Consider the following 22789-nt stretch of genomic DNA (forward strand, 5'->3'; position numbering starts at 1 on the left):
GCCCGGCCCGGACCGAAGCCCGCCTTCCACCCAGTCGTTTTGACCGTCCTCAATGTAACCTTCGCTGACTGCGACTACAGTCTGAAACACCATTTCCTGTTCGCCGCGCAACATTGACATGCCCATTTAATGTACGTACATTAATTCATGCAAATCGCCTTCGATCCAGAGAAGGAGCGGCGAAATATTGCTAAGCACGGCGTGTCGCTGGCCGAAGCGGCGCAACTGGATTGGAGCACGGCAGTCGACTGGGAAGATCATCGATTCGACTACAGCGAAGAGCGCCGTTGTGCTCTCGGTCTATCAGGAGGTCGGGTGTTATACGTTGCCTATGTCGACCGCAAAAAACGTTCGTCGAATTATCAGTCTGCGCAAGGCAAACGCTAGAGAGGTACTGAGGTATGTCCACGGAAAGGAATAAAGGGGCAAGGCCGTTCATGGTCATCGTGCCAACTGAGGAAGAAAATGCGGCTATCACTGCCGCAGCGATGACCGATCCTGATGCCCTGCCTCTGACTGACGAAGAACTAGCCCAGTTCAAGCCTGCACGACGACGTGGCCGACCGCTGTCACAAACGCCGAAAGTCCCCACGACAATTCGTCTTGATGCCAGCGTGCTTAACGCATTTCGGTCCACAGGACTCGGTTGGCAAACGCGCATTAACGACGCTCTGCACGACTGGGGCGCAGGCGCACGACCTGTTCCCGAAGCGTTATAACGTCACCGTGCGAAATAAGGCAGGCAAGGCCGTGTTCGAATGCTACATCGATGCGCAGAGCGCCGACGCAGCCGGCAAGCATGTAAAGACCTACCTGATCGAAGAAGGCCGCGCGGATGACGCAAAAGGGACGATACACGCTGCCCTCTTGCCAAGGCTCGAAGACAAGCCCCCTCAGCTTGCCGACGCCTCGTTGAAAACAGCCAACTGATCTTCGAAAGCGCGTTTGTACGCAGGCCGCGCCTCGCCCCTGGCGATATACGCTGCGATATTCGGGAATTCCTCGACCAGGCCCGAACTCCCCAAGCGGCGCAGCACCGTGATCATCAGCAGGTCGCCGGCGCTGAATTCGCCGTCGAGCCGAATCCTTGTCCTGAAGATGGTCCGAAAGTTCGGTGAGCCGCTGCCGCACGCGCTGATCGAGTATCGGCAGGCGCTGATTGAACCAGGGCTCCTTGGCTTCAAAAAGAACGAAGAAACTGCGCTCAACGACCGGAGGCTCCACCGTGGTCAGGGCGGCAAACATCCACGTGATCGCGCGGGCCCGCGCATTCGCTTCGGCCGGTAGCAGGCCCGCATGGCGCTCCGCGATATGGAAAATAATCGAACCCGACTCGAACAGCGCCAGATCGCCCTCCTCGTAGGTCGGGATCTGCCCGAATGGACTGAGCGCGAGATGCGCGGGCGCCTTCATCGCCTCGAACGACAGCAGCCGGACGTCATAAGGCTGCCCAACTTCCTCCAGCGCCCAGCGCACGCGCATGTCGCGCGCCAGGCCGCGGCCACGGTCGGGCGACCGCTCAAAACATGTGATGGTGGGCTTCATTTCTTTCTCCTGTCTGGTGGCCTACGGAGAGGCCGTTCATCATGTCTGCAATTTAACGACGAACGACCGAACCGGATTTCGACAAATCTTGTCTACTATCTCGAAGCCGCGGCCCAGCTTGCGTCACAACTTGAGAAGTGGCGCCAAAGCGATGGCAACGCCATCTGCAACTTCACTCTCGTTCTCAAACAAGTCGGAGCGCACTTCATTCTTGCCTGACTTAACGTTGGCGCGGTACGGGAGCAAGGCCCCTCCATGCGTACGCATGACCATCTCCCCGCTTGACGCGAAGATGTCCAGGCCAACCGACAATCCGAGTGTCGAACCATTGCCTCTTACCGTGTCCCCTCCTGCGCCATAAACGGGAACGCGGCGTTGCTGCCCGTCCCAGGCGGCGGACGCGCCGGAAATATCGGCACTGCGCAATACCAGACGCGGGCGAATGACCATCGCAGCGCTTGTTTCCGCGCTGACTCGCTGCACCAGATGCCCCAGCACCAACATCAGTTCGTGCCGGCGCAACGCGCCGGTATTCGGATCATAAATTCCGCCCACGTCCTTGACCTCCTGTGACCAGATCGCATCGTGACTGTCTTGGTCGAGTTTCACGACCTTGTATCCTGACGCAAGCAATCTCTGATGGAGCGCGTTCATCAATATAGCGATACCTGACTCCAGCTCAGCTGCCTCGACTTCCGCAGGCAGCAGCACAATCAGCGACCCGGCGGGTGGTTGACGGAAGCTCGGGGAAATGCGGTTATCGGAAGGGAGGGATGGGGTAGTAGCGACGCAGCCCGCCAACAGCAGGGACAACGCAAAAACCAAGAGCTTTCTCACTCAAATAACTCCAAATGGCAATGTTACGAAATTGCGTAATGGTAATGATTTGATTGAGTTACATTCTCACAAATAATCACTTTCCGACACCATAATGCTTCGACGTTCGTTTCGCTTGACGGCATCGTGCAGGCCACCTAATTTAGACCCAGCTGGACGCATCGCTGATAGATGAGTACTCCGTCTGGACTTTCCCAGCGGTGCTCGGCCAAGGCAAGCGTCTTTTTGAAGACAACGCGAAACCTGCCGCGCTGCGGCTCGTGAGTTCCGACGCCCAGTGAGAAGGAATTGGCCCGGCGCAAGAAAATGTCGACGGGCATGTGGTGACATCAGCTAGCCGCCAAATCTGACGGCTGTGCCAGCCCTATCACGAGCGAGACTTATTTGCGGCCTTCGTCGCGCCGCGCTTCGCGGGCGTTTTCCTGGATCTTCTCGCCAGCTTTCTCGACCTTCTCGCCGACCACTTCCGCGGCGCGGTTGAGCTTTTGGCCGGCCTCTCCGGCAGCCTTGTTCAGCTTGTCGCCGGTTTCCTTGGCGGCGTCGCTGAGCTGGTCCTGGGCCCGGTCGAGCTTGACGGCGGCTTTTTCGGTGGCTTTGTCGAGTTCGCGGCCGGCCTGCTCGGCAGGGCCGATGCGCTTGTCTTCGTCTTTGTGGCAGCCGGTGAGCGCGCACAGGAGCAGCGCGGCGGCTATGGTGACCTTGCTTGCGTTCATGGCAGTCTCCTTTCTTGCCAGCATAACAAAAATTTTCGTTGACGAGCGCAATGCTCGCATTAAAATAGCACGATCGTTCACCCACCTGGAGGCAGGACCATGACCGAGATTGCCCGCCGCATCTGCCCCTTCTGCGAAGCCGCCTGCGGCCTGGAAATCGAGCACGAGGGACGCAACGTGATCCGCATCCGCGGCGATGAGAACGATGTGTTCAGCAAAGGCTTCCTCTGCCCCAAGGCCGTGGCGCTGAAGGACCTGCACGAAGACCCCGACCGCCTGCGCACTCCCCTCATCAAGCGCAATGGCCACTTCGAGGAGGCCAGCTGGGACGAAGCCTATGCCGAGATCGAGCGCCGGCTGCTGCCCATCATCGAGCGTGACGGCCCGCACGCCGTGGCGACCCTGCTCGGCAATCCGGTCGCGCACAAAATGAGCCTGATGCTCTACTTCCCGCGCCTGGCGAAGGCGCTGGGCACGCGCAATATGTTCTCGGCGTCGAGCGTGGACCAGGTGCCGAAGATGCTGTCGTCCGGGCTGATGTTCGGCGGCTGGCTGACCGTCGCCGTGCCGGACATCGAGCGCTCGCAATTCCTGCTCATCATCGGCGCCAACCCGATGGTCTCCAACGGCAGCATGTGGACGGTGCCGGACTTTCGGGGCAAGGCCAAGGCCCTGCGCGCCCGCGGCGGCAAGATCGTGGTGGTTGATCCACGCCGCACCGAAACGGCCGAAGCGGCCGACCAGCACCTCTTCATCCGGCCTGGTGCGGACGTGTTCTTCCTGCTCGGCCTCATACACACGCTGTTCGACGAAAACCTGGTGCAGCTGGGCCGTCTGCAAGAGCACACGGCGGGCGTGGAGGATGTCCAGCTCGCGGTACGCGAATTCGCGCCCGAAGCCGTGGCAGCGCGCTGCGGCATCGCGGCGCAAGAAATCCGTTCGCTGGCGCGCACCATCGCCGGCACGCGCCACGCGGCGGTCTATGGCCGCATCGGCACCTGTACCCAGGAATACGGCACGCTGGCGTCCTGGCTGATCGACGTGATCAATGTGCTGACCGGCCACCTCGACGAGGAAGGCGGCATGATGTTCCCCAAGGCTGCGGCCTTCGCCGCCAACACGCGCGGCAAACCGGGCGCCGGCAAGGGCATCGTCAGCGGACGCTATCAGGCTCGCGTGTCCGGCGCACCCGAAGTGGCTGGCGAACTGCCGGTGACCTGCCTCGCCGAGGAAATCGATACGCCGGGCAAGGAACAGGTGAAGGCGCTGATCGCCATCGCCGGCAATCCGGTGCTGTCCACGCCGAACGGCGCGCGCCTCGCGGCGGCGCTGGACAAGCTGGAGTTCATGCTCAGCATGGATATCTACCTCAATGAAACCTCGCGCCATGCGGACGTGATCCTGCCCGGCGTGTCGCCGCTGGAAGACGACCATTACGACGTCAGCTTCACGCAGCTCTCCCACCACAACCATGCCCGATACAGCCCGCCAATGCTGGAGCGCGCCGAGGGCCAGCCGGACGAGTGGCAGTCGATGCTGCGCCTGATCGCCATCCTCAAGGGCCGCGGCGCCGATGCGGACATCGAAGCGCTGGACGATGAATTGCTGCAGCAAGACCTGGAACGCCTCGCCGGTCCGTTTGCGCCCGCTGTGATGGCAGCGCTGAAGCCGCAGCGCGGCGTGCAGCGCCTGCTGGACCTGGGCCTGCGCGGCGGGCCCTATGGCGACCAGTTCGGGCGCAATCCGGGGGGCTCTCGCTGTCCGCCGTGCGCGCCGCGCCCTCCGGCATCGACCTCGGTCCAATGGAACCGCGCATCCCCGAAATCCTGCGCACAGCCAGCGGCAAGATCGAACTGGCGCCGTCCGTGCTGATCGAAGACCTGCACCGCGCCGCCGCCGACCTGGCCGCGCCCGTGCCAGAACTGGTGCTGATCGGACGCCGCCAGCTGCGCTCCAACAACAGCTGGATGCACAACCTGCCCGTGCTGGCCAAAGGCGCCTATCGCTGCACGGCGCTGGTCCACCCGCAGGATGCGGCGCGCTACGGCGTGAGCGATGGTGCGCTGGCCGAACTGGCGCGCGATGGGCGCAGCATCACGGTGCAGGTGGAAGTGAGCGACGAGATGATGCCGGGTGTGGTCAGCCTGCCGCATGGCTGGGGGCACGACCAGCCGGATACGCGCCTGTCCGTCGCGTCCGAAAGGCCCGGCGCCAATATCAACGCCCTGCTTGACGAGCGGCTGCGCGATCCCCTGTCCGGCAACGCCGTGCTGTCAGGCCTGCCGGTGACGCTGCGCCCCGCCTGAGCGGACAGCCGGCGCAGCCCGTGGCGCGAGGTGGCGCGATCTTGACGCGAACTGGCGTGCCCGCCCCTGCTCCCGCGCTGGCAGGGCGGCGACAATGCCGCATGATCACGATCCGCCCCGCCCGTCCACACGACACGCCACTATTGCTGGCCATGATGCGCGAGCTTGCCCGGTTTGAAGGCTACCTCGCCGACTTCCGCGTCACCGAATCCGACCTCGCCAAACGCGCCTTCGGCCCGCAGCCGCAATGCCACGTGCTCGTCGCCGAGACGCATGAAGGCGTCGGCGGCTACGCCGTTTGGCTGCTGACGCCCTTTACCTACGACCTGCGCCCGACGATCACGCTGAAGGAGCTGTACGTCGCGCCCCAGCACCGCGGCCAGGGCGCAGCGCGCGCCCTGCTGGCCCGGCTGCGCGAGGAAGCGCTAAAGCGCAACGCCGGGCGCATCCAGTGGCTGGTCCTGCCGGACAATGAAGCGGCCAAGCGTGTCTACCGCACTTTCGGTGGTGGCGAAGACCGCGACTGGGAACACTGGCAACTTTCGCTATAGAAGTCAGCGCCGCGCCGTGAGCACGGCGCCGATCAGCGACGCGATGCCGAACACCAGCAGGGTGCCGCTCAGCGCCACGTTGAGGAATTTGGTGATGTGCCACGCGCCCACGGCGGCCGTGGCGAGAAACGCCAGCCCGAAGAACAACAGCCAACCGGCGGTATCTGCCGTGCCGGGGGCGACGTCGCGGCTGCGCAGGCGGCGCGCGTAGCCTTTGCCGACATAAAAGAACATCAGCAGCAATACCGCAAGTAATACAAGCGTCTCTACCAGCATTCCCACCTCCCCCTCAAAGCTTAGCATCGGCGCGGCCTGGGCGTCGTCCGAAGGACTGTTTCCGAGAAATAATACCTGCTAGACTTTTGCCTTTGTAGTAATTGAAGAGAAAGTAGTCCTATGGCGAGCAAGCTGGCAGTACTGATTTCAAGCATCATGTCGGGCGCAGCGTTCGCGCAAGAGGGCTTCATACCAGAAGTTGTTGTCACCGCGCAACGCGTGGCGGCCCCGGAATCGAAAACGCCGGTGGCCATGAGCGTGATATCGGGTGAACAACTTATCAGCGCCGGCATGGACAGCCCGTCCAATATCGCGTCGCGCCTGCCCAACACTTACCTGGAAAACGCCAACGACGGCCTGAAGATCACCATCCGCGGCGTGTCGAACTCGGACACCACCGAAAAAGGCGATCCGTCCGCCGCCTTCATGATGGACGGCGTGTATATCGCGCGTCCGCAAATCCAGAACCTCGCCTTCTACGACCTGCAGCGCGTGGAAGTGCTGCGCGGCCCGCAAGGCACACTGTATGGCCGCAACGCCACCGCCGGCGTGATCAATGTGATTTCGAATGCGCCAAGCCGCCAGCGCGAGGCGGCGCTCGGCCTGGAAGTGGGTAACTACGCCAGCCGCAAAGCCAGCGCCATGTTCAACCTGCCGGTCGGCGACACGCTGGCCCTGCGCCTCGCCGCAGCCTGGAACAAGCACGATCCATATCTGAGCAACGGCACCGCGGACGGCCGCAAGCTGGGCCTGGACCGCGATGACCTGTCCGTGCGCCTGTCCGCCAAATGGGATATCACGCAGGAAGCCTCCCTGCTGCTGCGCTATGACCACAGCAAGGTTGACGACATTCCGGACAACATCGTGCCGGACACGAACTTCTACAGCTTCGCCAGCGGCAAGCCGGTCTGGCAGGGCGGCAGCACGGACGACCGCCTGACGAACCGCTTCGTGCCCTTCAATGTGCGCCCCGAGCAGGGCTTCAGCCACAAGAAAACCGATGGCTTCAGCGCCGAAGCGAACTGGAACCTCGGCCCCGCCACGCTGACCTACGTCGGCTCGCACCGCAGCTTCGAGCACGAATTCCTCACCAATTACTACTACCGCGTGCAGCCCACGGTTGCCCTGGGCGTGCGCCAGGGCTTCGACGGCGACTACAGCCAGAATTCGCACGAGCTGCGCATCGCCACCAATGGCAGCGGCCCGCTGACGGCACAGGCGGGCCTGTACTACTTCCGCGAATCGTCGGACCAGCTGTACACCTTCCGCGACCTGCAGCTGCTTGGCCTGCCGCCCTACTACATCTTCCCGCACGGCCCCACCGTCGCGCGCAGCAAGGCGGTATTCGGCCAGGCCAGCTACCGCCTGCTCGACGGCCTGCGCGCCACGGCCGGCCTGCGCTACACGGACGATGAAAAGTCCCGTGTCGGCTCGACCAACTTCCAGCAAGGCCCGGTCTTCAATCCGGCCACCGACTTCAAGATGCTGAACGCAGCGTCGCTGAACACCGACCAGACAACCTGGCGCCTGGGCGTGGAATACGACCTGGCTCCTGCCACCCTGCTCTACGCCACGCTCTCCACCGGCTACAAGGCGGGCGGCTTCAACGACGGCTGCGTGGCCGGCACCAAAGCCCTGGGCATCGACTGCCCGGCCGTGCTGGCGACGCCGGAGTCCACCCTGGTCTACCAGCCGGAGCGCCTGAAGTCCTGGGAGGTGGGCGCCAAGTCGCGCTTCTGGGACAAGCGCGCCAGCCTGAATGTATCGGCCTTCTATTACGACTACACTAACCTGCAGGTATCCGGCGTGGCGATCGTGATGGGCGCGCCGCGCTTCGTGACCAACAACGCCGCCGAGGCCACCGTGCGCGGCCTGGAAGCGGACGGTGTGGTGCAGGCCACGCCAGCGGACCACATCACTTACGGCTTCACCCTGCTGGACGCACATTACGACCGTTACACGCCGGACGGCGTGCACTCGCTGGCCGGCGCCAAACTCGATCGCGCGCCGTCGCACACGATCACGCTGGGCTACGAGCACCGCTTCCGCCTGCCGGTGGGCGACCTCACCGCCGGTGGCGTGGCCCGCCGCAGCGCCGCCTACGACATCGGCGTGCCGACCGCGCTGCTGCAATACCGAGTTCCCGCGCGGACCCAGAGCGACCTGCAAATGGGCTACCGTCCGGACCATGCCAGCTGGTCCCTGCAAGCCTACGTGAAAAACGTGGAAAACAAGGTCCAGCCTCTCACCATCGACAGCTTTGGCATGACAGTGCCCAGCGATCCACGCACTTACGGCCTGCGCTTCAATTACCGACTCTAAACCAAGGAGCTTTCGCGTATGACCCAGCTGAACCGCGTCACCTGTATCCTGCTGTTGGCTTTTCTCGCCGTTACCGCGGCACGGGGAGCGTCGGACACGACCCTCCTCCTGATTGCCAGTTCGATCCTGATGTTCGCGTGCTGCTGGGCCAGCGCCACGCACTTGCTGGGGGCGCGCGCCGCGGCCAATTTCGTGGCGATCGCAACTTCCGTCGGCTGGTTCGCCGAGGAGATGGGCGCCAACTTCGGCTGGTTCTTCGGCGACTATCACTACACCAACGTATTGGGTCCCACGCTGGGCTCCACGCCCTTCGTGATTCCCCTGATGTGGTTCGCGCTGTGCTATACGGCCTATGTGCTGGCCAACCTGATCGTGTGGCAAACGCCGTCCGATGGCGTTTCGCCGACCGGCAGGGGCATCGTGCTGTCCTTCCTGGCCGCCCTGCTGGTCACCGCCTACGACCTCGGCGCCGATCCCTATATGGTCTTCAAGCTGCAGGCCTGGATCATGGAGAAGAAGGATGGCTGGTGGTTCGGCGAAACGCTGCAGGGCTTCTTCGGCTGGGCCACGGTTTCCTTCACCATCATCTTCCTGTTCCGCCTGACGCTGCGCCGCTGGGTGCCGGCGCCGAAACGCGCCCTCAGCAAATTCGACATGGGAGTGCCGCTGACCGTGTACGCGGGCAGCATGGTGTTCCAGATGTGTGCCGGCACGCCGGTTGAAACCCGCACCATCGCCTTCTTCGCCATGGGCATCCCGCTGCTGTGCGCCGTGTGCGGCCTCCAGCGCTGGCATCACGCCATCGAACAGGCGCCGCAGGGCGCGGATGCACCGGTGCGGGAGGCCGCATGAGCCGCAGCGATGCACCGCCCAGCGACGCGCGCCGCAGCGCCGATCCGCTGGCGGACAGTACGATCAGCCGCATCCTCAAGCCCTGGCAGGATGATCCTGATACTGCCGGCAGGTGGAAAGCGATCGCCACCGTCAACCGCGAGATCGCACGCTGGGAACTGAATGGCCAGCTCGATGGCTGGCAAGCCGCGCCGGACGTGCCGCCGCATATCGCGGCCGCGCTGCAGGAATACCTGCGCTTCGGGCGCAACCTGCCCGCGTGGGCCGACGGCGAAAAGATCGCCCGCGCCGAGGACTTGTTCATCGACGGCAGCATGCTGTCCTGCACCTTGCTGTTCTGCGCCAGCCTGCCCGAGTGCTATGTGATTCCCGACCTGGCTACAGTGCTGCACGCGGCCGGCCAACTGGAAGCGCATACCGAATACCGCATCCGCTCCACCGCCGCCATGATCTTCCCGGTGATGATGCGCGGCGGCCTGACGTCGCCCGAGGGCGGCGGCGTGGCGCAGGCCCTGAAGGTGCGCCTGATCCACGCCACCATCCGCTACCTGATCCTGCGCGGCGATCCCAGCGACGCGGTGCGCAGCGACGCGCCAGCCGAGATTGCGCCGCTGGCGGCGATGAATGCTTCCAGCTTCTACGAGTCGCTGTGGATGCAGGGCTGGAATGTGGAACGCGCCGGCCTGCCCTGCAACCAGGAAGAACTGGCCTACACGCTGCTGACCTTCCACTACGTCTTCCTGCGCTGCCTGCGCACGCTGGGCCTGCGCGAGAGCCCGGAAAATGAGGAAGCCTATCTGCACACCTGGAATGTGCTGGGCCATGTGCTGGGCATCGAGCACCGCCTGATGGCCGATACGATGGAGCAGGCCAAGGCCATGTTCGAAGCCATCCAGGAGCGCGGCCGCAAGGAAGCGTGCACACCGGACCCGCGCCCCGACCTGGGCTGGGCGCTGATGCGGACCATGCAATCCTATATTCCGTTCCGCGTGCTGAAGCCTTTCCCGGTGCTGCTTACGCGCTACCTGTGCGGCAGCCCCTGCCAGGACGACCTGCAGCTGACGGGGCGCGTGTCCATCTTCTCGCGCGCTACCTTCGTGGTCATCATGGGCCTGATCCGCGCCATCGATACCAGCGTGCGCCTGATCCTGCCGAACTTCTCGCTGTCGCGCATGTTCACGCGCGTGGCCGGCTACCAGCTCACCGTGAAAATGCTGATGGACCAGACGCGCCCCCTGAAACTGCCCGAATCCTTGCTCAACGAGGTCGACACCGTCACCCATGCATGGCATAACGATCCCAGGGCGCCCGCCTGGGTCAATGCCGTTGAACGCTACCTGACGGGGCGCAAGCAACAAACCGAACGAAAGGCTGACTGATGATCCGATTATGCCGATGCCTGCGCCTGCTCCTGCTGCTGGCCATGCTGAGCCCCGGCCTGGCGCTTGCCGCCGGCGCGCTGCTGCTGGACGACCGCGTCGGCGAAGTCGATGCCTGGCCGGCTGTGACCGTGCTCAGTGACCCGGGCGGCAAGCTCGATGCGCAGGCGGCGCTGGCGTCGGCCGGCTTCGAGGCGCCGCGCTCGGCCTACGCCACGCTGGGCGTCAACAAGGGCGTGCTGTGGCTGCGCATTCCCGCTTCCGTGGCGGCGGACAGCGACGGCCAGTGGGTGCTGAACATCGATTACGCGGTGCTGAACCGGGTGGACGTATACGTCGCACGCGGCGGCCAGCTGGCGCGGCGCGCCGTGCTGGGCAACCTGCAACCGCAGCATTCCCACCTGGCAGGTGGCCGCGCGCCGGCCGTGCTGTTGCAGCTCAAGCCGGGCGAGGAACATACGCTGATGCTGCGCGTGGAAAATCGCGGCGCCATGCTGCTGCCGATCCGCCTGTCCCGTCCTGGAGTGTTCCATGACGGCGCGCTGAACGAGCAAATGATCCAGGGCATGCTGATGGGCCTGAGCCTGTGCCTGCTGCTGTATAGCCTGGCGCAGTGGGCCAACCTGCGCGAACCGCTGTTCGGCAAGTTCGCGCTGCTGATCGCCGGCACCACGCTGTTCTCCGTCGAGTTCTTCGGCCTGGGCACGCAGTACCTTTGGAAGGACAATCTGTGGATGTCCCTGCACGCCGGCGGACTGTTTGCGCTGATGGCGTCCTGCGGCGCCTACCTGTTCGTGGAACAGGCGCTGGCGCGGCCGGGCATGGACCGCATGTTCAGCCGCCTGATGAAGCTGGGCGCTGCGCTGACCGTGATCAGCGCCGTCGCTTACTGTCTGGACCTGATCGGCGTCGACGTGTTGGTCGGCATCGTCAGCACGCTGGGCGTGATGCCCATGCTGCTTGGCCTGCCGGGCGCCTTCATGCGCGCGCGGCGCGGCGACCGCGTCGGCACCTTCTTCCTGATCGGCTGGGCGGTCAGCTTTGCCTCGTCCGTGATCCTGAGCCAGGTCATCAACGGCAAGATCCCGGCCAACTTCTGGACCATGCACGCCCTGCAGTTCGGGAACGCCTTCGACATGCTGGTCTTCATGCGCATCCTCGGCCTGCGCACCCAGGCCATGCGCACGGCCATGCTGCGCGCCGAGGAGGCCACACGCATGAAGTCCGATTTCCTGGCCAATATGAGCCACGAGATCCGCACGCCGATGAACGCCATCATCGGCATGAGCCGCCTGGCGCTGATGTCCGGCCCCGATCCCAAGCTGGCCAATTACCTGGGCAAGATCCTGGGCGCGGGCGAGCACCTGCTGGGCATCATCAACGATATCCTGGACTTCTCCAAGATCGAGGCCGGCAAGCTGGCGCTGGAGAAGGTGCCCTTTGACCTTAACGACCTGCTGGAGCACCTCTCCAGCCTGACCGCGTCCAAGACCGATGCCAAGCGCGTGGAGCTGGTGTTCCGCGTCGACCGCGCCGTGCCGGCGCGGCTGGTGGGCGATCCGCTGCGCCTGGGGCAGATCCTGATCAACCTGACCGGCAATGCGGTCAAGTTCACCGAACGCGGCGAAATCGTGGTGGCGGTGGAAGTGGCGGTGCGCGAAGCTGGCGTTGTCACCTTGCGCTTCTCCGTCAGCGATACCGGCATCGGCATGGACGATGCGCAGCTGGCGCGCCTGTTCCAGTCCTTCAGCCAGGCCGACGGGTCGATCACCCGCAAATATGGCGGCACGGGCCTGGGCCTGTCGATCTCGCGCCAGCTGGTGGAGATGATGGGGGGCACGATCCGCGTCTCCAGCACGCCGGGTGTGGGCAGCCGCTTCAGCTTTACCGTGCAGCTGGGCATCGGCGACGCGGCCGCGCCGGGCGTGGCTTCGCCGGTCGCCGCCCTGCACCAGCTGCGCGTGCTGGTGGTGGACGATGTGGAGACGGCGCGCGATGCGCTGACCGAGATGTTGGGCTCTTTCGGCATCACGGCCGATACGGCCAGCTCGGGCGAGCAGTGCCTGGCCATGCTGGCGCGCGCTGTCGATGCCGGCACGCCTTACCAGGTGGTGCTGATGGATTACCTGATGCCGGGCTGGGATGGCGTTGAAACCATCCGCCGCATCCGCTCCGACGAGCGCTTCCCGGCGCCGCCGGCAATCCTGATGGTCACTGCCCGCACCCGCGAGCGCGTGCTGCAGCAGGAGGGCCAGGTGGCGCTCGATGGCTTCCTCACCAAGCCTGTCGGGCCGGCGCTGCTCTATCACAGCCTGCTGCAGGTGCTCGGTCCGGACAGTTCCGCCGCCGACGCGCCGGCCGCCCCCGCCGCCGCCCACGGCCCCAGCCCCTCCCTGGCCACCCCGCCCTCCGCCGGCGTTCAGCCGCGCGACCTCTCCGGCCTCGCCGGCGCCCGCGTCCTGCTGGTCGACGACAACGCCAACAACCGCGAAGTCGCGGCCGATTTCCTCGCAGCCGGCCAGATCGAAGTCCACGTCGCCGTCCACGGCGCCGACGCGCTGAGCATGGTGCAGGAGCGCCAGTACGACCTGGTGCTGATGGATATCCAGATGGCCGTGATGGACGGCCTCACCGCCACCCGCCGCATCCGCGCCATCCCTGCCCTGCGCGGCCTGCCCATCGTCGCCATGACCGCCCACGCCATGGCCGGCGACCGCGACAAGAGCCTGGAAGCGGGCATGAACGATCACATCACCAAGCCGATCGATCCTGACCTGCTGTTCCGCACCCTGCGCAAATGGATCCCCGCCGACCGCCTGGCCTCCCGCACCGCCGGCGCCCCCGTCACGCCCGCCGCCGCAGCGGCGGCAAACACCGCGAGCCTGCCGGACATCACAGGCGTCGACTGGGCGCGTGCGCTGGCGACCGCGGACGGGCAAGCGCACCTGCTGCTGAAGCGCGCGAACAGCTTCCTGCAAGGCTACCGCAACGGTCCGCAGACCGTGCAGCAGGCCCTGGACAGCGGCGACTACGAGCCGCTGCAGACCCTCGCCCATAACCTGAAAGCCAGCGCCGCTTACGTCGGCGCAACCCGGCTCTCGTCACAGGCCGACCAGATCGAGCAGGCCCTGCGCGACGGCCAGCACGAGCGCGCGGCGCAGCTCGCACCGCAGATGTCCGCCATGCTGCAGGCGGTGCTGGCAGGCCTCACTCAGCTCGCAGGACAGCCGGCCGCCGCATCGGCCGCGACGCCAGCGGCAAGCACGCCGCGGCGCCCTGCCCCGGCTGCCGACCTGCCATCCCTGCTGCGCAATCTCGAATCCTGCCTGCGCGCCGATGACGCCCGCGCCGAAGACGCGCTGTTGGCACTGGAAGCCGCGCTGTCGAAAAACGCCCCCCAGGCGGCGCAGGAAGCATTGGCACAAGTCCGCCGCGCGGTCGACGAGATCGAGTATGATGCGGCCTTGTCCCCCCTGGCCGAGCTGGCCCAGGCTCTGGACATCGAACTGGGGGAAAGCGCATGAACCTGGCGGAGATGCAGAAAGTCCTGGTGGCGGACGACGACGCCATTAACCGGCAAGTGCTGGGCGAATTGCTGAAGCCCGAATACACGGTGCTGCTGGCGAAGAACGGCACGCAGACCCTGGAGCGCGCCCAGCGCCACGTGCCCGACCTGATCCTGCTGGACGTGGTCATGCCGGACATGGACGGCTACGAAGTCCTGCGCCGCCTGCGCGAAGACCCCGACACCGCCCACATTGCCGTGATCTTCATCTCCGGCCTGGACCGCCCCGAGGACGAGGCAAGCGGCCTGAAACTGGGCGCCGCCGACTACATCGCCAAGCCCTTCAATGCCGTGGTGGTGATGGCGCGCGTGGCCCTGCACCTGCAGCTGGTACGCCAGCGCCGCATGCTGGAGCGCCTGGCCAATATGGATGCGCTGACCGAACTGGCCAACCGGCGCCGCTTCAACGACGCCTTCGCCCTCGAATGGCAGCGCGCCCAGCGCAGCGGCGAGCCGCTGTCGCTGGCCCTGCTGGACATCGACTGCTTCAAGCAATACAACGATCTTTACGGCCACCCGGCCGGCGACCGCGTGCTGCGCGCCGTGGCGCGTACCGCCGCCAGCGCCATGCGCAGGCCCGCCGACCTGGCGGCGCGCTACGGCGGCGAAGAACTGGCCCTGCTGCTGCCCGGCACGGACGCCGCCCAGGCCCGCCACGTCCTGGAAAGCATCCGCCACGCCATCGCGCTGCAAGGCATTCCACATGCCGCCTCCGCCGCGGCGCCAATGCTGACGGTCAGCGTGGGTGGCGCGACCTTCCATTCGCCCGGCAGCGAAACCGATACTGAGTTACTGGAAGCGGCAGACAGTCACCTATACCAGGCCAAGCAGGCCGGGCGCAATCGGGTGAGCTGGCGCGAAGGAGGAGCCGCTTAGTCAGCGGGCATGATCTTCTTGGGAGGGGCCGGCGGCGCGAAAGCGACGGTGTCGCCTTCGGGCGCGGTGTCCATCGCGTCGGAAAACTCCAGCCAGCGATCCAGGCTGTCGCGGCGGCGGATGCTGATGCCTTTGGTGCTGATATAGCCTACCTGCTCGAAGTAGTCGGACTTGCACACCATCTTGGACGTGGTGGGCAGGTTGTCGAACAGGCGCTCGTAAGCCTTGCGCGCCTTCTGCTCCCACTTCTGCAGGGCCGGCTCGTTGAAGCGGTTGCTCTCGTAGTAGATGGTGATGGTGCCGTCGTGATTACCGAAGCCGACAACGGCCGCGCCCTTGCGCACGGCGGCCAGCACGTCTTCCTTGATCGCAGCGCTGGGGACGAACAGGGCCGCCCGGCTGTCGTCCTTGTCCGGCCGCTGCAGCGGCAAATCCTGTCCAAACTGTACGCCCATCGTTCTCCCGCTCCTCGTCAGGCCCGCCCGAGAAAGTTTCTCCGCGGCTATTTTTCCCGATTCTACCTCGCCCCCTCCCGCCGCTTCAAGCAGTGCAGCCGCGTATAATGCCGGTACTTTCGTTATACGACAAAAAGATGTCATTTCCACCTGCCGCCTTCGACACGGCAGCGCGCAATGTGCGCGACCTGCTCACCCACGCCATCGAACACCGCGCCCCGCACGCCGCCCTCGTCGTGTATGACCGCCGCAGCCCGCTCAACGAAGTGTTGACGGAAGCCTACCGCCGCGCGCTGCCGGACGGCCGCTTCATCGACTTCGACAGCGTCGGGCCCCAGGAAGTGCTGGACGCCTTCGCTGCAATGCAGGCCAGGGACCTGGTCGTGCTGATCCAGACCTCCAGCTTCCGCCTCAACGAATACCGCATCCGCATGGAGCTGTTCAAGCAGGGCCTGAAGGTGATCGAGCACCTGCACCTGTCGCGCATGCCGGGCGAGCAGGGCCTGACCTATATCGACGCGCTGGCCTACGACCCGGCCTACTACCGCGGCACCGGCCACGCGCTGAAGTCCCGCATCGACCGCGCCAGGTCGGCCGTGGTGGACAGCGGCGGCGAGCGCCTCGTCTTCGCCTCGCCCTTCGAGGAAGCCAAGCTGAATATCGGCGACTACGGCGCGATGAAGAACGCGGGCGGCCTGTTCCCCCATCGGCGAAGTGTTCACGGAAGCGCAGGACCTGGAAGCGGTGAATGGCCGCGTGAAAGTGTTTGTTTTCGGCGACACTTCCTTCCACGTGAACCGCCCCGAAACGCCTATCACGATGATTGTCGAAAAAGGCCGCGTGGCAGGCGCCGAAAACAGCACGCCGGAATTCGACAATATGCTGGCCATCATCCGCGCCCACGAAGGCGAAGTATGGGTGCGCGAGCTGGGCTTCGGCATGAACCGCGCCTTCTCGCGCGAGCGCATGGTGGACGATATCGGCACCTATGAACGCATGTGCGGCATCCACCTGTCGCTGGGCGCCAAACATGGCCAGTATCAAAAGCCTCAGTTCAAACGCAAGGATGCGCGTTATCATGTGGACGTATTCGCAGTCACCGAAGCCGTGTGGCTGGACGAAGACCAGATCTACCGGGACGGCGCCTGGCAGCCTGTATAACAAAGGCGCCTCCCCCGCATGAGGGAGACTATGCACGCTGTCATCAACTGGCTTGAATCCGTATTCGCAGGCATTCCGCTTGGCCTGCTCGAAATGTGGGGCCGCTTTGGCTACCTGGTCGGCTTCGCGCTGATGCTGTGCGCCTATGGCGGCTTCGTGCTGGGCACCCAGGGCCGCTGGGGCCTGGGCCGCATGCGCCAGAGCTGGAATGGCAAGGCGCTGGGCAGCGCGGTCATCACCTTTGTCGCCATTTTCGTCAGCGGCTATATCGGCTCCTTCATCGTGCTGGTGCCCGGCGCGCAAACCTTCGAGTCGCTGAAGGACTTGTGCGTCTTCCTGTGCGTGGTGCTGTTCGGCCTGCCCGCCCTGCTGATCGTGCCCTTTGCCTACGGCCTCTCGGACCTGATCGAAGGCGTGCCGCCCGCCTTCCTGCTGGACTGGCTGCCCGGCTACTTCATCAACCCGGCCTGCTTCTGGCTGGCGCACCAGCTGATCGGCCGCGATCCGGATTTCCGTAAAGGCCTCGTGTGGGCACGCTACGCCCTGTTCGTGCTGGTGTTCATGATGATCGAACCGCAGCTGTGGGGCCATATCACGTCCACCCAATTCACGCCCGCCCTGGCCTACCGCAGCGTGACGCCGGCCCTGGTCTTCACCACCTCCCTCACCTGGCTGCTGGCGCCCCTGGCAATGCTGGTGGCGCTGCCGCTGGCGCGGCGCTACCGCCTGTTCTGGGCCGAGATCCCGGGCCACGTGCGCGAGCGCGCGCTCGGCAGCAGCCGGTGGAACTGGGTCAATGCCCATGACGAGCGCGAGCTGCTGCGCTGGGATGAAGCGCCCGGCGTGCCGCTGCGCATGCTGCTGGCGGCGCCGGTGATCGTGATGATGCTGGCCACCATTGGCGTGACGGCCTGGCTCACCCTGGGCAGCGCGGAATCGGGCTCGGGCAAGCTGGCCAGCCGCCTGCATGAAGAAATCTCCTTCAATATCCGCCAGCAGCTGGACGACTTCCTCGTCGCCGAACGCAAGACGGGCAAGCCGCTGCAGCTGGAAGGCGTGAGCCGCCTGCTGCAAGGCTTGCCGGTGGCGCGCCACGGCCAGGCCTTCATCATCGGCCTCGATGGCCGCCTGCTCGCCTCCTCGGCCGGACCGACGAAGGTGGCCGATATGGCGATCGCGGAACTGCGGCGCGAGTCCGGTCCCCTTGCCTCGCTGATGAAGCCGCGCCAGTATTCGTTTGACGTCATCACCAGCAAGCCGCTGGCGCGCGAAACCTGGCTTAGCCAGGCCACGCCCTACCGCAGCCCGGATGGCGGCTCGGACTGGGTGCTGGTATCGGTGATGCCCGAGTCCTATTACCTGGAGGGCGTCCGCAACGGCAACAGCCAGTCGGCGATGGTGCTGGCCTGGGCCCTGCTGGCGGCGCTGCTGGCGGTGATCTGGCTGTCCGCCCTGGTGACCCGGCCAGTGCGCGGCATCGCGCTCGCCGCGCACGCTGTTGCTGCAGGCGACATGGGCCAGCGCGTGCCTGTCGGCCAGGTGCACGAACTGGGCGCCCTGTCGCGCGCCTTCAACCACATGGCGGCCCAGCTGCAAAAGTCCTTCAATGACCTGCAGTCGATGGCGCGGGCGCTGGCGGCGCGCGAGCGGATGCTGGAGCAAAGCGAAACGCGCTACCGCGAACTGTCCGAAAGCCTGGAGAAGCAGGTGGAGGCCCGCACGCGCGAGCTGAAGGTGGCGCTGCGCCGCGCCGAGGCGGCCAATGAAGCGAAGAGCGCCTTCCTGTCCAATATGAGCCACGAACTGCGCACGCCGCTGAATGCGGTGATCGGCTTTTCCGAGCTGCTGGGCGCGCAGCGCGATGCCAGCGAAGACCAGCGCCGCAAGCTGGGCATGATCAACCGCGCGGGCCAGCACCTGCTCTCGCTAATCAACGATATTCTGGACTTGTCCAAGATCGAGGCCGGCCGCACCGAGCTGCATCCGGCGCCCGTTGGCCTGCACGAGCTGCTTGGCACTGTGCTGGATATGGTGCGGCTGCGCGCGGGGAGCGTGTCGCTGCTGCTCGATTGCGAGGACGCGCCGCGCGCTGTGATGGTCGACGGGCCCAAGCTGCGGCAGGTGCTGTTGAATCTGCTGTCCAACGCCGTGAAGTTCACGGCGCAGGGCAGCGTGACCTTGTCCGTACACGGCGAACCGGCCGGCGCGCGCCACGTGCTGCTGCATTTCGCCGTGCGCGACACAGGCCCCGGCATCGCCGCCGACGATCACGAACGCATCTTCCACCCCTTCGTGCAGGGCGCCAACGCGCAAGCGCACAGCGGCACCGGCCTGGGTCTCGCCATCGTGCGCGAATACGTGCGGCTGATGGGCGGCGAGATCCGGCTTGCGTCCACGCCGGGCAAGGGCAGTACTTTCTCCTTCTCGCTGGCCGTGCCGCTGGCAGACAGCGTGCCTGCGCCAACCCTGAGCATCGAACGCGTGGCGGGCCTGCCGACGCACGAACGCGGCAAGACCGTGCTGGTGGTCGACGACAGTGCGGAGTCGCGCGCCCTGCTGCGCGGCCTGCTCGAGCCGCTGGGCTTTGCCGTCCACGAAGCGCCCGAAGGCGAAACCGGCGCGATGCGCGTTCTGAGCCTGCAGCCGGAACTGGTGCTGGCCGACTGGCGCATGGCGGGACGCGATGGCCTGTCGCTGATCCGCTTCATCCGGGCGCAGCAGGGCATACGCCAGCCGCGCATCGTGATCCAGAGCGCCAGCGCTTTCGAGTCCGAGCGCGGCGCGGCCCTGTCCGCGGGCGCCGACGACTTCCTGCGCAAGCCGCTGGACCAGGAACAGCTGTTCGCCGTAATCGAGCATCTGCTTGGCCTGCACTTCCTGCGCGAGGTCAGCATGCCCTCGCCTGCCCGCTCCCCTGCCTCGCCCCCCGTCCCGCCTGCCGCCACCGCCGCTGCCCACTCATCCGCCGCCGCCCTCCCATCGGCAGACGACCTCTCCCTACTGGACGCCTCTTTGCGCGCCGACCTGCGCGAAGCCGTCGCCACACTGAATGGCCAGCGCATCAATCGCTTGCTGCTGCACATCGAGTCCGCCCAGCCCGCGCTGGCCCCGCGCATTCGCCAGATGCTCGATCGTGCAGAACACCAACACCTGTGGAAAATCTTGGGCTGATTAAAAAGATAATGCTTTACAGCACACAAACCTTAGTTAAAAATATTTAACATTTATTAACTTATTGGTTTGTCCGATGACCGCTGCTTCCTTCCAGGTTGCGCTGACGGGCCTGAAAGAGGGCCACGCCGCAGAAGACGTCGCCCACCACCTGGCGCGCCTGTTCACCCAGCCGCCTGAGAAAATGCTCGCAATCCTGGACGGCAAGCGCCGCGTTCTGAAGAACGGCTTGAGCGAGGCCGACGCCCGCAAATACGAGGCAGCCCTCCACGGCGCCGGCTGCACCTGCGCCATCTCCAGCTTCGCCGCCTCCAGCGCCTCGTCCGCCGCCGAACTCGGCTCACCCGCCTCACCCGCGCCCGGCTCCCGCGACATCGTCACAGCCACCTCAACCGCCCTCGCCGCCCTCGCCACCCGCGCCGAACGACGCCGTTCCGCACAAGCCCAACGCGCGCAATCCGACCTGGCTGCAGGACAACGGCTGGCCATCGATTCCTTCATCCTCCACGGCATCTACCTCGTCGTCCAAAAACACTTCGGCCTGGTTCCCAGCCTGCTCGCCTGGCTGCTGATCGTGGCGGTCATGATCGCTGCTCTGCTCCGCCTGTGCCGTGGCCTCGGCAGCAGCGCCCCGACGCGCAAGCTGCTGATCATGTCGACCTTAATTCCTCTGGCTGGCCTGCTCATTCTTGCCTTCCTGACCCACCAGGCAAGTAAAACACCTAAGGAATAGCGAAATTAATAAAAAATTAATCGCAAATTAATACTCTCCAATTATCACCGGCTAAGAATAGTCTTATGCCGTCCGGATTAAATCTGGTGATAAATTAATTACCCAAAGCAAACAAACCCAAGGTAGAATATTTTCGATTTTATTAACCTCTGGTTTGTTTATGTCTACTGCTTCGTTCCAGGTCGCCCTGACCGGCCTGATGGACGGCCATGCCGCCGAAGATGTCGCCCACCGCCTCGCGCTCCTGTTCAAGCAACCGCCTGAGCGCATGCATGCGATCCTGGACGGCAAGCGCCGCGTGCTGAAGCGGGGACTGAACGAAGCCACCGCACGCCGCTACCTGACCGCGCTCGAAGCCGCCGGCTGCATCTGCGTCCTCAGCGAAGACATGCCGGCCGCCACCGCCCCCGCCACATCAGCCGTCGCCTCGCCAACGCCCGCTTCTGCCGCCACCCCAGGCTCGACCGCGCCGACTCCCATCGCGCCAACTGCCGTCCAGGGTAGCCAGGGCCGCAACTTCTACGACGGCGCCCGCCCCGTTGGCACCACCGCCGCGATGGCCGCCCGCGACGGCGGCGCCTCCGCGTCGCCCACTTCGGCCACGTCCGCCGAAGAATTCCGCGAGCGCCTGAAGAAAAAGGCCTTGTACGAAATGGGCGCAGGACAAAAACTGGTCATCGCCTCCATCATGCTGAACGGCGCCTACGCCGGCCTGAACAAACAACTTGGCCTGCTGCCCGCGTTTATCGCCTCATTAGCCGTGGTCGCCGTGATGATCGCCGGCCTGCTCAGCATGTGCCGCGGACTGGATTACAAGGGCGCCAAGCGCGTCTTGCTCATCCTGTCGATGTTCATCCCGCTGGTCGGCCTGATTGTCATGGTGATCCTGAGCCGCAAGTCGGGCAATGCGCTGAAAGAGGAAGGCATCCACGTAGGGCTTCTCGGCGCCAGCTCCGACGACTTGTCCATTCTGGCACGCGATGCCGGCCTGCCCGAGGGCACCCGTCCCCGCGTCGCCATGGCCTCGATCGCCGTGCTGCTCGTTTTCGCGGGTTGCTTTGCAGTAAGTAGCCACTACCGCGAAAAGGCCGAGCAAGCCGCCGCCCTGGCCATGAGCCAGCCCTGCGAACTGGTCGGAGTCTGGGACATCAGCAGCCGCCTCGGCGACTTCACCCTCACCCTCCACGAAGACGGCCGCATGCTCAGCAGCGAAAACAAGACCGGCGACTGGCGCCTGGAGGGCGGCGAACTGCTGCTCACCGAAGGCAGCGTGAACACATCCACCACCCACTACCAAATCCTGCGCGCTACCGACGGCTACGTCCTCGAGCGCATGGGCGTCGCGCACACGATGATGCCGAAACAGACCCTGAGCGGAAAACGCTGCAAGGATTGATACGCTGATCTAATTCCGTCTATTTCGGTCCGATAGCATCTATTTCGATCCGAATATCGCAGGGCGTGGTCTAAAACAATCCCCAAAAAACGGGCGAATGTCCAAATAGGTCCAATTCTGGAAGACGAAAATCTAAAACGATCTATTTTCTCGTGCTCTGATTCAATCTCTAGACCCATTTCGAGAGCCGCCGGCCAAACGGCGCCTTGAGTGCCTGAGGGCAAAGCCACCCCAGGACGGCTGCGACAATAAATAAGGCTGGAACATCGCCAGCCAAGTGAGCCATGTGCTCTGGATTGCCCATGGCCTGAATTGCCATGACGCCTCCATGAACGATGCTGGACCAGATGGTAAATGCAATGAGGCTGATGTGTTGCTGAGGGTCCCGCGCCGCAAGCAAGAGGAACACGCCCAGCGTGGCATAGATGGCAATGATCATTTCAAGGTACTCCGACCGCCCATGATGCCACGCCCAGCCAGAGGGCCAGAGCACGGTCAGGGGATACACCGCGAAGAGGAAGATGATGCCAAACACAACCAGCGAGACCCGAAGGTACTTCATTCGACTTGCTGCTCCCATGCCGCTCTCCCAATCTGCCAACCTGTCCCATTCAGGATATAACACCTGGGAAACATGCAGGGTAATCGTGC

20 protein-coding genes and 2 pseudogenes are annotated in these 22789 nt (G+C 64.7%); 16 read left to right on the forward strand and 6 right to left on the reverse strand.

Features of this window, described 5'->3' with window-relative positions:
- Positions 1-147 precede the first annotated feature (147 nt).
- The 3 genes from ACHMW6_RS28480 (at position 148) to ACHMW6_RS28490 (ending at position 930) form a co-directional block, all read left to right on the forward strand.
- On the forward strand, positions 148-387 hold the full coding sequence (locus ACHMW6_RS28480; RefSeq protein ID WP_395402002.1) for a BrnT family toxin: 240 nt from the start codon (positions 148-150) through the stop codon (positions 385-387).
- Between the two features lie 101 nt (positions 388-488).
- Complete coding sequence (locus tag ACHMW6_RS28485) at positions 489-719, forward strand: BrnA antitoxin family protein (protein ID WP_395408734.1); 231 nt, start codon at positions 489-491, stop codon at positions 717-719.
- Positions 720-750: 31 nt separating this feature from the next.
- Positions 751-930 carry a hypothetical protein gene (locus tag ACHMW6_RS28490; protein WP_395402004.1) on the forward strand — a complete coding sequence of 60 codons (180 nt, stop codon included), beginning with the start codon at positions 751-753 and terminating at the stop codon, positions 928-930.
- Here ACHMW6_RS28490 and ACHMW6_RS28495 read toward each other — a convergent pair.
- Both ACHMW6_RS28495 and ACHMW6_RS28500 read right to left on the reverse strand, forming a co-directional pair.
- Positions 894-1545, reverse strand: a pseudogene (locus ACHMW6_RS28495) (glutathione S-transferase family protein). The gene ACHMW6_RS28490 and the pseudogene ACHMW6_RS28495 overlap by 37 nt on opposite strands.
- Before the next feature lie 123 nt (positions 1546-1668).
- Positions 1669-2382: a hypothetical protein gene (locus ACHMW6_RS28500; RefSeq protein WP_395402006.1), complete on the reverse strand. Its 714-nt coding sequence runs from the start codon at positions 2380-2382 to the stop codon at positions 1669-1671.
- Between the two features lie 164 nt (positions 2383-2546).
- Here ACHMW6_RS28500 and ACHMW6_RS28505 point away from each other — a divergent pair, with 164 nt between their 5' ends.
- A complete protein-coding gene (locus ACHMW6_RS28505; protein ID WP_395408735.1) occupies positions 2547-2663 on the forward strand; it encodes a hypothetical protein in 117 nt (38 codons plus the stop codon).
- Between the two features lie 99 nt (positions 2664-2762).
- Here ACHMW6_RS28505 and ACHMW6_RS28510 read toward each other — a convergent pair whose 3' ends face one another.
- Positions 2763-3095, reverse strand: a complete 333-nt coding sequence (locus ACHMW6_RS28510) for an apolipophorin (RefSeq protein WP_395402008.1) — start codon at positions 3093-3095, stop codon at positions 2763-2765.
- A gap of 99 nt (positions 3096-3194) precedes the next feature.
- Between ACHMW6_RS28510 and ACHMW6_RS28515 the strand changes: the two genes are divergently transcribed.
- The 3 genes from ACHMW6_RS28515 to ACHMW6_RS28525 are packed head-to-tail and all read left to right on the forward strand — an operon-like array spanning position 3195 to position 5952.
- Positions 3195-4967 carry a molybdopterin-dependent oxidoreductase gene (locus ACHMW6_RS28515; protein WP_395402010.1) on the forward strand — a complete coding sequence of 591 codons (1773 nt, stop codon included), beginning with the start codon at positions 3195-3197 and terminating at the stop codon, positions 4965-4967.
- A complete protein-coding gene (locus tag ACHMW6_RS28520; protein WP_395402012.1) occupies positions 4898-5401 on the forward strand; it encodes a molybdopterin dinucleotide binding domain-containing protein in 504 nt (167 codons plus the stop codon). Before ACHMW6_RS28515 ends, ACHMW6_RS28520 begins: the two co-directional genes overlap by 70 nt.
- Before the next feature lie 41 nt (positions 5402-5442).
- Positions 5443-5952 carry a GNAT family N-acetyltransferase gene (locus tag ACHMW6_RS28525; RefSeq protein ID WP_395402014.1) on the forward strand — a complete coding sequence of 170 codons (510 nt, stop codon included), beginning with the start codon at positions 5443-5445 and terminating at the stop codon, positions 5950-5952.
- A 3-nt stretch (positions 5953-5955) separates the two neighbouring features.
- Here ACHMW6_RS28525 and ACHMW6_RS28530 read toward each other — a convergent pair whose 3' ends face one another.
- Positions 5956-6228 carry a hypothetical protein gene (locus tag ACHMW6_RS28530; RefSeq protein WP_395402016.1) on the reverse strand — a complete coding sequence of 91 codons (273 nt, stop codon included), beginning with the start codon at positions 6226-6228 and terminating at the stop codon, positions 5956-5958.
- A 120-nt stretch (positions 6229-6348) separates the two neighbouring features.
- On the opposite strand from ACHMW6_RS28530, the gene ACHMW6_RS28535 reads away from it, so the two are divergent.
- From ACHMW6_RS28535 to ACHMW6_RS28555, 5 genes are read left to right on the forward strand one after another with little or no spacing between them, the layout of a single operon-like run.
- On the forward strand, positions 6349-8550 hold the full coding sequence (locus tag ACHMW6_RS28535; protein ID WP_395402018.1) for a TonB-dependent receptor: 2202 nt from the start codon (positions 6349-6351) through the stop codon (positions 8548-8550).
- Positions 8551-8568: 18 nt separating this feature from the next.
- Complete coding sequence (locus tag ACHMW6_RS28540) at positions 8569-9402, forward strand: carotenoid biosynthesis protein (protein ID WP_395402020.1); 834 nt, start codon at positions 8569-8571, stop codon at positions 9400-9402.
- Positions 9399-10781, forward strand: coding sequence for an oxygenase MpaB family protein (locus ACHMW6_RS28545; RefSeq protein ID WP_395402022.1), 1383 nt, complete (start codon positions 9399-9401; stop codon positions 10779-10781). Before ACHMW6_RS28540 ends, ACHMW6_RS28545 begins: the two co-directional genes overlap by 4 nt.
- The gene (locus ACHMW6_RS28550) at positions 10781-14305 is read left to right on the forward strand and encodes a response regulator (RefSeq protein ID WP_395402024.1); all 3525 of its coding nucleotides are present in this window, start codon (positions 10781-10783) and stop codon (positions 14303-14305) included. The genes ACHMW6_RS28545 and ACHMW6_RS28550 overlap by 1 nt, the downstream gene beginning before the upstream one ends.
- Positions 14302-15222 (forward strand): diguanylate cyclase domain-containing protein, encoded by a 921-nt coding sequence (locus tag ACHMW6_RS28555; protein ID WP_395402026.1) that lies wholly within the window; start codon positions 14302-14304, stop codon positions 15220-15222. Before ACHMW6_RS28550 ends, ACHMW6_RS28555 begins: the two co-directional genes overlap by 4 nt.
- On the opposite strand, the gene ACHMW6_RS28560 is transcribed toward ACHMW6_RS28555, so the two are convergent.
- On the reverse strand, positions 15219-15677 hold the full coding sequence (locus ACHMW6_RS28560) for a hypothetical protein (RefSeq protein ID WP_395402028.1): 459 nt from the start codon (positions 15675-15677) through the stop codon (positions 15219-15221). The genes ACHMW6_RS28555 and ACHMW6_RS28560 overlap by 4 nt on opposite strands.
- 137 nt (positions 15678-15814) lie before the next feature.
- On the opposite strand from ACHMW6_RS28560, the pseudogene ACHMW6_RS28565 reads away from it, so the two are divergent.
- The 4 genes and pseudogenes from ACHMW6_RS28565 (at position 15815) to ACHMW6_RS28580 (ending at position 22138) form a co-directional block, all read left to right on the forward strand.
- Positions 15815-16838: pseudogene (locus ACHMW6_RS28565) on the forward strand (hypothetical protein).
- 30 nt (positions 16839-16868) lie between these two features.
- Positions 16869-20009 (forward strand): ATP-binding protein, encoded by a 3141-nt coding sequence (locus ACHMW6_RS28570; protein WP_395402030.1) that lies wholly within the window; start codon positions 16869-16871, stop codon positions 20007-20009.
- Between the two features lie 76 nt (positions 20010-20085).
- Complete coding sequence (locus tag ACHMW6_RS28575; RefSeq protein WP_395402032.1) at positions 20086-20742, forward strand: hypothetical protein; 657 nt, start codon at positions 20086-20088, stop codon at positions 20740-20742.
- A 160-nt stretch (positions 20743-20902) separates the two neighbouring features.
- A complete protein-coding gene (locus ACHMW6_RS28580; RefSeq protein WP_395402034.1) occupies positions 20903-22138 on the forward strand; it encodes a hypothetical protein in 1236 nt (411 codons plus the stop codon).
- Positions 22139-22307: 169 nt separating this feature from the next.
- On the opposite strand, the gene ACHMW6_RS28585 is transcribed toward ACHMW6_RS28580, so the two are convergent.
- Complete coding sequence (locus tag ACHMW6_RS28585) at positions 22308-22718, reverse strand: DUF6632 domain-containing protein (protein WP_395402036.1); 411 nt, start codon at positions 22716-22718, stop codon at positions 22308-22310.
- Positions 22719-22789: the final 71 nt, after the last annotated feature.

This window comes from Pseudoduganella sp. UC29_106 (assembly GCF_044055365.1).
GTDB lineage: Bacteria > Pseudomonadota > Gammaproteobacteria > Burkholderiales > Burkholderiaceae_D > Rugamonas.